This window comes from Ideonella sp., assembly GCF_041918995.1.
In the GTDB taxonomy this organism is placed as follows: domain Bacteria; phylum Pseudomonadota; class Gammaproteobacteria; order Burkholderiales; family Burkholderiaceae_C; genus Ideonella.
This window is the reverse complement of sequence record NZ_JAYRUN010000003.1, coordinates 140,811-153,917: the sequence shown is the minus strand read 5'-3', so window position 1 is coordinate 153,917 and position 13,107 is coordinate 140,811. Positions and strand designations below refer to the sequence as shown.

Below are 13,107 nucleotides of genomic sequence, written 5' to 3'. Positions count from 1 at the left end.
CCACATGGACCTGGTCTTTCCCCACACCTTCGTGCCCTGGTTCCGGTCGGTGGCACCGCACATCCACGCCTACCGGGGCAAGACCTTCGTCGTCGGCATGACCGGCGAGCTGGTCGCCGCCGGCAAGCTCAACTTCTTCGCCCAGGACCTGGCGATCCTGCATGCCATGGGCGTGCGGCTGGTGCTGGTGCACGGCTTCCGCCCGCAGGTGAACGAGCAGCTCGCCGCCAAGGGCCACACCGCCCGCTTCTCGCACGGCATGCGCATCACCGACGGCGTGGCGCTCGATTGTGCGCAGGAGGCCGCAGGCCAGCTGCGCTTCGAGATCGAGGCGGCGTTCTCCCAGGGGCTGCCCAATACGCCGATGGCCAACTCCACCGTCCGCGTGGTGTCGGGCAACTTCCTCACCGCCCGCCCCGTGGGCATCGTCGACGGCATCGATTTCCAGCACAGCGGCGTCGTGCGCAAGGTCGACGGCGTGGCCATCCGGCGCATGCTGGACATCGGTGCCCTGGTGCTGCTGTCGCCCTTCGGCTTCTCACCCACCGGTGAGGCGTTCAACCTGTCCATGGAGGACGTGGCCACGCAGACCGCCGTCGCCTTGCAGGCCGACAAGCTGCTGTTCCTCACCGAGGTGCCCGGCATCCACGAGAACCCCGACGACGCCGACTCCCCCATCGACACCGAGCTCTCGCTGGCCGAGGCCGAACGCCTGCTGGCCAGCCGGCCCGCGCCCATGCAGCCCACCGATGTGGGCTTCTACCTGCAGCATTGCGTGCGGGCCTGCCACGGCGGCGTCGAGCGCTCGCACATCCTGCCGTTCGCCGCCGACGGGGCCCTGCTGATGGAGGTGTTCACCCACGACGGCATCGGCACCATGGTGGTCGACGAGAAGCTGGAGAGCCTGCGCGAGGCCACCTCCGACGACGTGGGCGGCATCCTGCAGCTGATCGAGCCCTTCGAGCGCGACGGCACGCTGGTCAAGCGCAGCCGCACGGAGATCGAGCGCGACATCGCCAACTACACGGTCATCGAGCACGACGGCGTGATCTTCGGCTGCGCGGCGCTCTACCCCTACCCCGAGGCACGCACCGGCGAAATGGCCGCGCTCACCGTGTCGCCGCAGGTGCAGGGCCAGGGCGACGGCGACAAGATCCTCAAGCGCGTGGAGCAGCGTGCGCGCATGAAGGGGCTCGAGTCCATCTTCGTGCTCACCACCCGCACCATGCACTGGTTCATCAAGCGCGGCTTCGTCCAGGTCGACCCCGACTGGCTGCCCGAGGCGCGCAAGCGCAAGTACAACTGGGACCGGCGCTCGCAGGTGCTGGTCAAGAAGCTGGGCTGATCCGATCCGCCCTTCCCCCATTTCCCTCAGATTCCACGGAGACCCCATGGCCCGCACCGTCCAATGCATCCACCTGAAGAAGGAAGCCGAAGGGCTGGACTTCGCGCCCTACCCAGGCGAACTCGGCAAGCGCATCTACGACAACGTCAGCAAGGAAGCCTTCGAGCTGTGGAAACGCCACCAGACCATGCTGGTGAATGAAAACCGCCTGAACCTCGCGGATGCCCGGGCGCGCCAGTACCTGGCGCGGCAGATGGAGCAGTTCTTCTTCGGTGGCGGCGTCGACCAGCCCACCGGCTACGTCCCGCCCAGCGGCGCCTGAGCCACGCGCCCGCACCGCGCGGGCCCCGCACCCAAGCCCCCGCCGCGGCCCCCCGCGCGGGGGCTTTCGCAATTGGGAAGCATTCTCACTCCGAATACAATCCGCCGCGTTGATCCCCTGCGAAACGGAGTGACCCGCATGCGTTCCATCCGCCGTGCCCTGCCGGCCCTCGTGGCCCTGGCCGCCGTCCTGGCCCCCGCCGCCCACGCCCAGGAGTCCGTGCTGAATCTGTATTCCGCCCGGCACTACCAGACCGACGAGGCCCTCTACGACAATTTCACCAAGGCCACCGGCATCAAGATCCGCCGCGTGGACGCCGATGACGCGGGCATCCTGGCCCGCCTGAAGAGCGAAGGCAGCGCCAGCCCGGCCGACGTGATTCTGCTGGTCGACGCGGCCCGCCTGTGGCGCGCGGAAGTCGACGGCCTGTTCCAGCCGGTGCGCAGCAAGACGCTCGACAGCCGGATTCCCGCGCAGCTGCGGGGCAAGGACGGCGGCGACGGCTCGCAGTGGTTCGGGTTTTCCACCCGTGCGCGCATGGTGGTTTACGCCAAGGACAGCGTGGCCCGCGACGACGTGGATACCTACGAGGAACTGGCCGACCCGAAGAACCGCGGCAAACTCTGCACCCGCTCTGGCTCCCACCCCTATAACCTGTCGCTTTTCGGCGCCATGATGGAGCACCTCGGGCCGCAGAAGACCGAGGATTGGCTCAAGGGCCTGGTGGCCAACATGGCGCGCCCGCCCAAGGGCGGCGACACCGACCAGATCAAGGCGGTGGCCAGCGGTGAATGCGGCATCGCGATCACCAACAGCTACTACCTCGCCCGCCTCATGCGCTCCGACAAGCCGGAAGACAAGGCCGTGGTGGCGCGCATCGGCGCCGTGATGCCCAACCAGGCCAGCACCGGCACGCACATGAATATCGCCGGCGGCGCCGTGGCGCGCCATGCGAAGAACCGCGATGCCGCCATCCGCTTCCTCGAATACCTCGCCAGCGATGCCGCCCAGGGGTATTTCGCGAACGGAAACAACGAGTGGCCTGCCGTGGCGGCCGTGCGCCCGGCGAACCCGGCCCTCGAGCAACTGGGCAAGTTCAAGACCGAAACCGTGCCGATTTCCGTCATCGGCATGAACCAGGTGAAGGTGCAGCAGATGCTGGACCGGGTCGGCTATAAATGACTTCGCCTTGCCAGCCGGCCCTGCGCGGGATCCTGCAGTTTCCCGGGGTATCATGCACACGCCCTTATCCGTGTGACCCGAGGAGTATCCGCATGGAATCCATCCAGGACCTGCTGGCCCAGAAAGCCGAGCTCGAGAAGAAGATTGCCGAAGCGCAGCGCAGCGCCCGCGCCGACGCCATCGCCAAGGTGAAGGCCCTGATGGCCGAATACGGCCTCACGGCGGCCGACCTGGCCGGCCGCGGCCCGGTCGCCCCCAAGCCGGACGGCGTCAAGAAGGTGGCCGCCAAGTACCGCGACCCCGCCACGGGCCAGACCTGGACGGGCCGCGGCCTGAAGCCCAAGTGGCTGCAGGCGGCGCTCGGCGCCGGCAAGTCACTCGACGACTTCACGATCTGATCGTCGGCCGGCCCGGCCACCGCCGGGCGTGTGCGAAGATCCTTTTCCCGCATCGGGGCAGCCATGGCTGCCCCGATGCGTTTGCGCGGGCGCCTCGGCCCGCGCCCCGCCGCCCTTGGCCGAACCCGCCCCGTCACCGTGATCCCCTCCGGCTTCATCCAGGACCTGCTCGCCCGCACCGACGTTGTCGGCGTGGTGGGACGCCACGTGGAGCTGAAGAAGGCGGGCATCAACTACAAGGGGCTGTGCCCGTTCCACGGCGAGAAGACGCCCAGCTTCATCGTCAGCCCCTCACGGCAGACCTACCACTGCTTCGGCTGCGGCGCGCACGGTGACGCCCTGCGCTTCCTGACCGAGCACCATGGGCTGAGCTTCATCGAGGCCGTCAAGGACCTCGCCCAGGAGGCGGGGATGGCCGTGCCGGAGGACGACACGACCCCCCAGCAGCGCGCCCAGGCGGCCGAAAGGCGCGAGCAGCAGCTGGGCCTGATCGACGTGCTCGAGCGCGCCGCCGAGCACTACCGCCGCCAGCTCAAGGCGAGCCCGCGCGCCGTCGCCTACCTCAAGGGCCGCGGGCTCACCGGCGAGATCGCCGCCCGCTTCGGCCTGGGCTATGCGCCCGAGGGCTGGCGCACGCTGGCCGGTGTCTTCCCCCGCTATGACGAGCCGGCCCTGGCCGAGGCGGGGCTCGTCATCGTGCAGGGGGCGGACGAGGGGCGCAGCGAAGCCGACCAGAAGCGCTACGACCGCTTCCGCGACCGCATCATGTTCCCCATCCGCAACGTCAAGGGCGAGACCATCGCCTTCGGCGGTCGCGTGCTGGACCACGGCGAACCGAAATACCTGAACTCACCCGAGACGCCGGTGTTCGTCAAGGGGCGCGAGCTCTACGGCCTGTTCGAGGCGCGCACGGGCCTGCGAGCCAAGGGCTACGCGCTGGTCACCGAGGGCTACATGGACGTGGTGGCGCTGGCGCAGCTGGGCTTTCCCAATGCGGTGGCCACGCTGGGCACCGCCTGCACGGCGGACCACGTGCACAAGCTGCTGCGCTTCACCGAGCAGGTGGTGTTCAGCTTCGACGGCGACGCGGCCGGGCGGCGGGCCGCCGGCCGCGCGCTGGAAGCCGCCCTGCCCCACGCCGGCGACACGCGCAGCTTCCGCTTCCTGTTCCTGCCGGCCGAACACGACCCGGACAGCTACATCCGCGCCTTCGGTGCCGACGCCTTCGAGGCCCAGGTGCGCAATGCCGTGCCGCTGTCGCGGCAGCTGCTCGAACACGCCGCCGCCGACTGCGACCTGGCCACGGCCGAGGGCCGCGCGCGCATGCTGTCGCAGGCGCGGCCGCTGTGGCAGGCGCTGCCCGAAGGCGCCCTGCGGGTGCAGCTGCTGGGCGAGCTGGCGCTGCGCGGCGGGCTTCCGGCCGAGGAGCTGGCACGGCTGTGGCAGCTGGCCGGCCATGGGCACCGGGGGTCGGCCGGTGCCCCCACCGACGCAAGCGACCCGGCCGACCAGGGCAACGGTCCGGCGGGCGACGGCCGCGGCCACGGGCGCCGCCCGGACGGGCGCGGCGACTGGCGTGGCAAGGGGCGCTGGCGCGCCCGCGGCGACACCGACGACGGCCTGCCGCGCCCGGCCGGCCGTCGGCTGCCGCCCAAGCGACCCGAGGACCGGGTGGTGCAGATGCTGTTCGGCCAGCCGGCGTGGTGGCACGACCTGCCGGCCGACGAACATGACCTGCTGCACCAGCTGCCCGCGCCCCACGGCGCACTCATCGCCTGGCTCGAACGCGACCTGGCCGAGCACGGGCCGCGCGCCTGGGCGGTGGTGCGCGAGGCACTGGCCGAGGACGCGCAGCTGGACGACGAGGCACGCGCGCTCGCCGATGGCGACGCCGACCCCGGCGCCACGCCGGCCGACCTGCGCCGCGCCATGGACACGCTGCTGGTGCGCGAGCTGGGCCTGCGTCTGCAGGCGCTGGCGGCCGAATCGGCCCACCGGCGCGACGCGCTGCTGGAGTACCGCGCCCTGGAGCCGCGCTGGCGCGAGGCCAAGGAACGCCTGGGCACGGCGCCGCCGGAGTGAGCACCACCCCTGCGCGACCAGGGGATTGACGGTATAATCCACGCTTTCTGCGGCAAGAGTGACAGCAGCTCCTCGCGACACCGGCCCCCCGCGACACGGGGTACACACAGGCCACCGCCCCGCCAGGCTGCATCTCCCGACGTTCACGCCAGCTTGCCCGCCTCAACCCGCGCCGCCGTCCGTCCTCGGCGGCCGGTGGGTGTTCCGTTTGCCCGGATCCCTCGTCCCGTCGCGCCTGCGTCGCCTCGTGCGTGCGCGGCCGCCGTGCGTGGGAGCCTTGCGGAACCCGTGGGCCCATCGAAGGATCACCCTCTCAACGAGACACTCTGCATGACCGCGAAGAAGACCGCCGCCACTGCCAAGCCCGCCGCCAAGACCACCCCCAAGGGCGCCGCCGCGACCGAGGAGCCGACCAAGAAGGCCGCTACGGCCGCCAAGGGCAAGGCCGCGCCGGCCAAGGCAGAGGACGACGGCAAGGCCAAGCGCGGTCGCAAGCCCAAGGCGGAGACCACGTCGAAGAAGGCCGAGAAGTCCGCCGAGATCGACGAGGAGCTGGGTGACATCGAGGCCGAGCTGGAAGTCGAGGCCGAGGTCGAGGCGGAGGCCGACGTCGTCGAGGTGGAGGACGCTGGCGAGGACAAGCCCAAGGCCAAGCCGCTGCGCATGAAGGTCAGCCGCGCCAAGGAGCGCGCGCTGATGCGCGAGTTCGGCCTGGACGAGACGGCGCTCACCGAGGAAGAGGTCGCCAAGCGCCGTCAGGAGCTCAAGACGCTCATCAAGATGGGCAAGACGCGGGGCTACCTGACGCACCAGGAGATCAACGATCACCTGCCCGAGAAGCTGGTCAACGAGGAGATCCTCGAGGCCATCATCTCCATGCTCAACGACATGGGCATCGCGGTGTACGAGCAGGCGCCCGACGCCGCCACGCTGCTGATCGCCGGCGGCGCCACCTCCACCGCCACCGAGGAAGAGGCTGAAGAGGCCGCCGAGGCCGCCCTGTCGACGGTCGATTCCGAGTTCGGCCGCACCACCGACCCGGTGCGCATGTACATGCGCGAGATGGGCTCCGTGGAGCTGCTCACCCGCGAGGGTGAGATCGAGATCGCCAAGCGCATCGAAGGTGGCCTGCAGGCGATGATGCTCGCCATCTCGGCATCGCCGACGACCATCGCCGAGATCCTCGCGATGGCCGACCGCATCGCCGCGGGCGAGATGCAGATCTCCGAGGTGGTGGACGGCTTCGTGGCCGAGGACGAGGCCGACGACTACGTGGCCGAGGAAGACTTCGACGAGTTCGACGAGGAAGACGACGACGACGGCAATGGCGGCTCGAAGGCGCTGACCAAGAAGCTCGAGGAGCTGAAGAACGCGGCGCTGGCCAAGTTCACCGAGCTGCGCACGCACTTCGACAAGATGCGCCGTGCCTTCGAGAAGGAAGGCTACCAGTCGGCCTCGTACAACAAGGCGCAGCAGGCCATCAGCGACGACCTGATGACCATCCGTTTCACGGTCAAGACCATCGAGAAGCTGTGCGACATCCTGCGCTCGCAGGTCGACGACATCCGCCGCTACGAGCGCGAGATCCGCAAGATCGTGGTCGACAAGTGCGGCATGCCGCAGGAACACTTCATCAAGACCTTCCCGCCCAATGCGCTCAACCTCAAGTGGAGCGAGAAGGAAGCCGCGTCGGGCAAGCCGTACAGCGCCATCATGCTGCGCAACCTGCCGGCCATCCAGGAGCTGCAGCAGAAGCTGTTCGACCTGCAGGCTCGCGCCGTGGTGCCCATCGATGACCTGAAGGAGATCAACCGGCGCATGAACGAGGGCGAGAAGGCCTCGCGCGACGCCAAGAAGGAGATGATCGAGGCCAACCTGCGCCTGGTGATCTCCATCGCCAAGAAGTACACCAACCGCGGCCTGCAGTTCCTGGACCTCATCCAGGAAGGCAACATCGGCCTGATGAAGGCGGTGGACAAGTTCGAGTACCGCCGCGGCTACAAGTTCTCGACCTACGCCACCTGGTGGATCCGCCAGGCGATCACGCGCTCCATCGCCGACCAGGCTCGCACCATCCGCATCCCGGTTCACATGATCGAGACGATCAACAAGATGAACCGCCTGTCGCGCCAGCACCTGCAGGAGTTCGGCTTCGAGCCGGACGCCCCCACGCTGGCCGAGAAGATGGAGATGCCGGAAGACAAGATCCGCAAGATCATGAAGATCGCCAAGGAGCCGATCTCCATGGAAACCCCGATCGGCGACGACGACGACTCGCACCTGGGCGACTTCATCGAGGACACCAACAACACCGCGCCCATCGAGGCGGCCATGCAGGCCGGCCTGCGCGACGTGGTGAAGGACATCCTCGACAGCCTGACCCCGCGCGAGGCCAAGGTGCTGCGCATGCGCTTCGGCATCGAGATGTCCACCGACCACACGCTCGAGGAAGTGGGCAAGCAGTTCGACGTCACGCGCGAGCGCATCCGCCAGATCGAGGCCAAGGCCATCCGCAAGCTGAAGCACCCGAGCCGCTCGGACAAGCTGCGCACCTACCTCGACAACATCTGACCTGCCGGGCACCTTCGGGTGCCCCACCGGTGCCACCGCCCCTTGCCGGCCGCTCGCAGCGGCCGGCTTCCTGTGGGCGCGCTACACTGACCGACGCATGGCCACGATCAAGCGCCGCACCGTCCTGTTCGCGGATCTGCGCGGCAGCACGGCGCTCTACGAAACGCTCGGCAACGCCCAGGCCACCGCGGTCGTCACCCAGACGATCAACGCGCTGGCCCAGAAGGTGCCCGCCATGGGCGGCCAGCTCATCAAGACGCTCGGTGACGGCCTGATGGCCGTGTTCTCCGTGCCCTCCATGGCCGTGGCCTGCGCCATGCAGATGCACGACCACCTCGAGAGCACCGCGGCCGCCCCGCACGCGGCTCCCGCGGTGGCGCGCCTGAGGCTGCAGATCGCCCTGGCACTCGGCGAGGTGGTCGAGGTCAACGGCGACTGCTTCGGCGACGCCGTGAACGTCGCGGCCCGCCTGCTCGACCACGCCGGCGACAACGAGACGCTGCTCACCAGCGAGGTGTTCGAGGAACTCGCCCCCGAGGCGCAGGCCAACTACCGCTCGCTGGACCGCATGCGCCTGCGCGGCCGCGCCGAGCCGGTGGAGGTGCACATGCTGCCGCCGCGGGGGGGCGACAACGCCGCCACGCTGATGGAGACGCGCATCGACCTGGCCGAGCCCGAGGGGCTGCAGCTCGTCTGGCACGACAGCCTGTACCGCTTCACCCGCCATGACCTGCCGCTGCTCATCGGCCGGGGGTCGACCTGCGGTCTGCTCATCGACGAGGCGCGCGTCTCGCGCACCCATGCCCGCATCGACTGGATGGGCGGCGGCCTGCAGGTCACCGACCTCAGCATCAACGGCACCTACGTGCGCTTCTCCGGCGACGACGAGGTGATCAGCCTGCGTCGCGGCGCCTGCACGCTGCACGGCAGCGGCGAGATCGGTCTCGGCGGTTCGCCCAACGAGGTCGGCGTGCCGGTGCTGCAGTTCAGCATCATGTCCAGCCTGGACGACACCCTGCCGATGCGGCTGACCCCGCCCGCCGGCCCCCACTGAGCCCCATGGCCGCCCCGCTGCCCTCCCCTGCCTTCCGCCATGGCGAGCCGCCCTCCCCCGTGGGTGTGCTGCTGGCCAACCTCGGCACGCCCGATGCGCCCACGCCCGCGGCGCTGCGGCGCTACCTGGCCGAGTTCCTGAGTGACCCGCGCGTGGTGGAGATCCCGCGCCTGGCCTGGTGGCCCATCCTGCACGGCATCATCCTGCGCACCCGGCCCGCCAAGTCGGCCGCCAAGTACGCCAGCGTGTGGATGGCCGACGGTTCGCCCCTGCTGGTCTGGACGCAGCGCCAGGCCGCCGACCTGCAGGCCCGCCTCGGCGCCGCCGGCCATGCCGTGCAGGTGCGGCCCGCCATGCGCTACGGCAACCCCTCCATCGCCTCGGCGATGGAGGCCTTCGCGGCAGAAGGTGTGCGCCGGGTGCTGGTGCTGCCGGCCTATCCGCAGTACTCGGGCGCCACCACGGCGAGCGTGTTCGACGCCGTCACGGCCTGGGGCCGCCGCACGCGCTGGGTGCCCGAGCTGCGCTTCGTGCACCAGTACCACGACGACCCCGCCCACATCGCCGCGCTGGCGGCCAGCGTGCGTGCCCACTGGGCGCGCGCCGGTCGCGGCGAGGTGCTGGTGATGAGCTTCCACGGCATGCCCGAACGCACCTTGCACCTGGGCGACCCCTACCACTGCCAGTGCCAGAAGACCGCCCGGCTGCTGGCCGAGGCGCTGGGCCTCACCGCCGGCCAGTGGCGCATCACCTTCCAGAGCCGCTTCGGGCGCGCCAAGTGGCTGGGGCCCGCCACCAACGAGACCCTCGTCGGCCTGGCGCAGGCAGGCACGCGCCGGGTCGACGTGGTCTGCCCGGGCTTCTCGGCCGACTGCCTGGAGACCCTGGAGGAGATCGCGCAGGAGGGCCGCGAGGAGTTCCTGCACGCGGGCGGCGAGGCCTATGCCTACATCCCCTGCCTGAACGACGACCCGGCCGGGATGGCCGCGCTGGCGGCCCTCACGGCTCAGCACCTCGCCGGCTGGCTGCCCGTGGCACCGGATGCCCCGGCGGAACGGGCGGCGGCGCGGCAGCGCGCCCTCGCGCTGGGCGCGGCCGACTGAGGCGGGCAGCCGGCGGCGGGAAGCCGCCATGCCCGCTCGCTCAGACGCGCACGACGGCGTCCGGCTCCGTCGGTGGGCGCAGCCAGCGCACCAGCCGCGGCAGCACCAGCACCGCCACGACGACGACCAGCAGCACCAGCGACATCGGCCGCTGGATGAACACCGTCCACTGCCCCTCGCCGATGGCCAGCGCGTTGCGCATCTGGGCCTCGGCGAGCGGCCCGAGGATCATGCCGACGATCACCGGCGCGGTCGGGAAGTCGTGGCGCCGCATCAGCACACCCAGCACGCCGATGGCGTAGAGCAGCAACAGGTCCAGCGCCGACTGGCGCATGCCATAGACGCCCACGGTGGCGAACACCAGGATGCCCGCGTACAGCGGCGGCTTGGGCAGCTTGAGCAGCTTGACCCACAGGCCCACCAGCGGCAGGTTCAGCACCAGGAGCATCACGTTGCCGATGTACAGCGACGCGATGAGCGCCCACACCAGGCCGGCATTGGTGTCGAACAGCTGAGGCCCGGGCTGGATGCCGTAGTTCTGGAAGGCGCCCAGCAGGATGGCGGTGGTGTTCGAAGTGGGAATGCCCAGCGTGAGCAGCGGCATCAGCGTGGCGGTGATGGCCGCGTTGTTGGCCGCCTCGGGGCCGGCCACCCCCTCGATGGCGCCCGTGGTGCCGAACTCCTCCTTGTGCGGCGAGAGCTTCTTCTCGGTGGCGTAGCTGAGGAAGGTGGGAATCTCGCTGCCGCCCGCCGGCAGTGCGCCGAAGGGCATGCCGATCGCGCTGGCGCGCAGCCAGGCGGGCCACGAGCGCCTCCAGTCCTGCCGGCTCATGTGCACGCGGCTCATGGGGTGCTGCGCCTCCACGACCCGGCCCTCGTAGAGCACGTGGTACAGGGCCTCGCCCACCGCGAACAGGCCCACCGCCACCAGCACCACCTCCAGGCCATCCATGAGTTCGGGCACGCCGCCTGTCAGGCGCGGGGCGCCCGAGATCTGGTCCAGCCCCACGAGGCCGAAGGCCAGCCCCACGGCCAGGGCCGTCACCCCACGCAGCATGCTCTTGCCGAGCACCGCAGACACCGTGGTGAACGCCAGCACCATGAGCATGAAGTACTCCGGCGGCCCCAGCCGCACCGCATGCTCGGCCACCCAGGGCGCGAAGAAGGTGACCACCAGCGTGGCCAGCGTGCCGGCGACGAAGGAGCCCACGGCCGCCGTGGCGAGCGCGGCGCCCGCGCGGCCGCTCTTGGCCATGCGGTTGCCCTCCATCGCGGTCACCATCGCCCCCGACTCACCCGGCGTGTTCAGCAGGATGGACGTGGTCGAGCCGCCGTACATGGCGCCGTAGTAGATGCCCGCGAAGAAGATCATCGACGCGGTGGGCTCCACCTTCAGCGTGATGGGCAGCAGCATCGCCACCGCGGTGGCCGGGCCGATGCCCGGCAACACCCCCACGGCCGTGCCGATCAGGCAGCCCAGCAGGGCCCACAGCAGGTTGACCGGGGTGGCCGCCGTGGCAAAGCCAGCGGCCAGCAGGTCGAGGGTTTCCATCACAGCCATCCTGTCGAAGTGATCGCCGGCAGCGCGATGCCCAGCCCCTGGCCGAACATCCAGAACACCGGCGCCGAGATGGCCAGCCCGAGGGCCAGGTCGGCCGCCAGCTGGCGCACGCGCAGGCCCCGCGCACCGCGCGACCAGCGCAGGCCGCGCACCGCCAGCACGAAGCACAGCGCGCAGCCCAGCACGAAGCCGATGCGGGTGATCAGCAGCGCGTTCACGCACAGGCCCGCGCTCACCCAGGCGAAGCCGACCCAGTCGCCGCGGTCCGCGCCGGGCGGCTGCTCCATGTCGCGCCAGCCGCCGGTGAAGGCCTCACGCAGCTGGCCCAGCCCGCACAGCGCCAGCAGCCCACCCACCACGAGGGGCACGAAGTTGGGGCCGACGCCGGCATAACCGGCATCGGACGACATCTGCAGGGCGGCCAGCACCACGCCGCCGCCGGTCAGCAGCACCCCGGCGGCGATCGCCGACTGTCGGGCCTGGGCATTCATGGCATCTCCCGATGAAGCGGCGTCAGACCATGCCGGCCTTGGCCATGATGGCGCGCAGGCTGGCGAACTCGTCGTCGACGAACTTCTCGAACGCCTCGCCGGCCAGGAAGGCCGGGGTCCAGCCGTTCTTCTCCAGCGCCTCGGCCCAGGCCCTGGAGCGCGTGGCGCGCACCACCATGTCGGTGATGGCCTTGCGTTGCTCGGGGGTGATACCGCCGGGGGCGTAGACGCCGCGCCAGTTGCCGATCACCACCGGGATGCCCTGCTCCTTCAGCGTCGGCACGTCGATGCCCTTGATGCGCGTGTCGGCCGTGATGCCGATCGCGCGCATCTTGCCGGCCTGGATGTAGGGCTGGAACTCGCTGAAGCCGCTGCCCCCGATGCTGACGTTGCCGCCGAGGATGGCAGCGATCGCCTCGCCGCCGCCGCGGAACGGCACGTAGTTCACCTTGGCCGCGTCCACGCCCACCGCCCGGGCGATCATCGCCGCGGCGATGTGCTCGGTGGCGCCGCGCGAGCCGCCGCCCCACTTCACGCTGCCCGGGTCGCGCTTCATCTGCTCGACCACGTCGTTCATGGTCTTGAAGGGCGAGTCGGCCGGCAGCACGAACACGTTGTACTCGCTGGTCAGCCGCGCGATGGGCGTGGCCTGCGACAAGCTGACCGGCGGCTTGCCGGTGATGATGCCGCCGAGCATGACGGCGCCCATCACGAGCAGCGCGTTCGGGTCACCCTTGTTGGCGTTGACGAACTGCGCCAGGCCCAGGGCGCCGGCCGCGCCACCCTTGTTCTCGTAGGCCACGGTGGCGGCCGCCCCCGCGTCCTGCAAGGCCTTGCCGAACGCCCGTCCGGTGAGATCCCAGCCACCGCCCGGGTTGGCGGGGATCATCATCTTCAGGTTGGCCCCGCTGGCCAGCGCGTGCAGCGGCAGGCCGGAGGCGGCGGCCAATGCGGCCAGGCTCTTGAGGAAGTGGTCTCGGCGCATGTGTGTCTCCTTG

The 13,107-nt window shown here is 70.3% G+C and carries 11 protein-coding genes; 8 read left to right on the top strand and 3 right to left on the bottom strand.

The genetic code is table 11. The features are described from left to right. The first annotated feature begins 4 nt into the window (after positions 1-4). From argA to hemH, 8 genes are all read left to right on the top strand, one after another. Complete coding sequence (gene argA, locus ACE3UN_RS03800) at positions 5-1,345, top strand: amino-acid N-acetyltransferase (RefSeq protein WP_374673581.1); 1,341 nt, start codon at positions 5-7, stop codon at positions 1,343-1,345. A 46-nt stretch (positions 1,346-1,391) separates the two neighbouring features. Further along, positions 1,392-1,667: an oxidative damage protection protein gene (locus tag ACE3UN_RS03795; protein ID WP_374673580.1), complete on the top strand. Its 276-nt coding sequence runs from the start codon at positions 1,392-1,394 to the stop codon at positions 1,665-1,667. A gap of 138 nt (positions 1,668-1,805) precedes the next feature. Beyond that, on the top strand, positions 1,806-2,849 hold the full coding sequence (locus tag ACE3UN_RS03790) for an extracellular solute-binding protein (protein ID WP_374673688.1): 1,044 nt from the start codon (positions 1,806-1,808) through the stop codon (positions 2,847-2,849). Positions 2,850-2,941: 92 nt separating this feature from the next. After that, positions 2,942-3,247: an H-NS family nucleoid-associated regulatory protein gene (locus ACE3UN_RS03785; protein ID WP_374673579.1), complete on the top strand. Its 306-nt coding sequence runs from the start codon at positions 2,942-2,944 to the stop codon at positions 3,245-3,247. A 138-nt stretch (positions 3,248-3,385) separates the two neighbouring features. Continuing rightward, positions 3,386-5,329: a DNA primase gene (gene dnaG / locus ACE3UN_RS03780; protein WP_374673578.1), complete on the top strand. Its 1,944-nt coding sequence runs from the start codon at positions 3,386-3,388 to the stop codon at positions 5,327-5,329. A 330-nt stretch (positions 5,330-5,659) separates the two neighbouring features. After that, the gene (gene rpoD / locus ACE3UN_RS03775) at positions 5,660-7,900 is read left to right on the top strand and encodes an RNA polymerase sigma factor RpoD (protein ID WP_374673577.1); all 2,241 of its coding nucleotides are present in this window, start codon (positions 5,660-5,662) and stop codon (positions 7,898-7,900) included. A 97-nt stretch (positions 7,901-7,997) separates the two neighbouring features. After that, a complete protein-coding gene (locus ACE3UN_RS03770) occupies positions 7,998-8,954 on the top strand; it encodes an adenylate/guanylate cyclase domain-containing protein (protein WP_374673576.1) in 957 nt (318 codons plus the stop codon). A 5-nt stretch (positions 8,955-8,959) separates the two neighbouring features. After that, positions 8,960-10,057 carry a ferrochelatase gene (gene hemH, locus ACE3UN_RS03765; protein WP_374673575.1) on the top strand — a complete coding sequence of 366 codons (1,098 nt, stop codon included), beginning with the start codon at positions 8,960-8,962 and terminating at the stop codon, positions 10,055-10,057. Between the two features lie 40 nt (positions 10,058-10,097). Here the strand turns inward: hemH and ACE3UN_RS03760 are convergent, their stop codons facing one another. Genes ACE3UN_RS03760 through ACE3UN_RS03750 form a run of 3 tightly spaced genes read right to left on the bottom strand, consistent with a single transcriptional unit; the run spans position 10,098 to position 13,094 of the window. After that, complete coding sequence (locus tag ACE3UN_RS03760) at positions 10,098-11,609, bottom strand: tripartite tricarboxylate transporter permease (RefSeq protein ID WP_374673574.1); 1,512 nt, start codon at positions 11,607-11,609, stop codon at positions 10,098-10,100. Beyond that, entirely contained in the window at positions 11,609-12,109 is a 501-nt protein-coding gene (locus tag ACE3UN_RS03755) for a tripartite tricarboxylate transporter TctB family protein (protein WP_374673573.1), read from the bottom strand. Before ACE3UN_RS03755 ends, ACE3UN_RS03760 begins: the two co-directional genes overlap by 1 nt. A gap of 22 nt (positions 12,110-12,131) precedes the next feature. After that, complete coding sequence (locus tag ACE3UN_RS03750) at positions 12,132-13,094, bottom strand: tripartite tricarboxylate transporter substrate binding protein (protein WP_374673572.1); 963 nt, start codon at positions 13,092-13,094, stop codon at positions 12,132-12,134. Between the last annotated feature and the right edge of the window lie 13 nt (positions 13,095-13,107).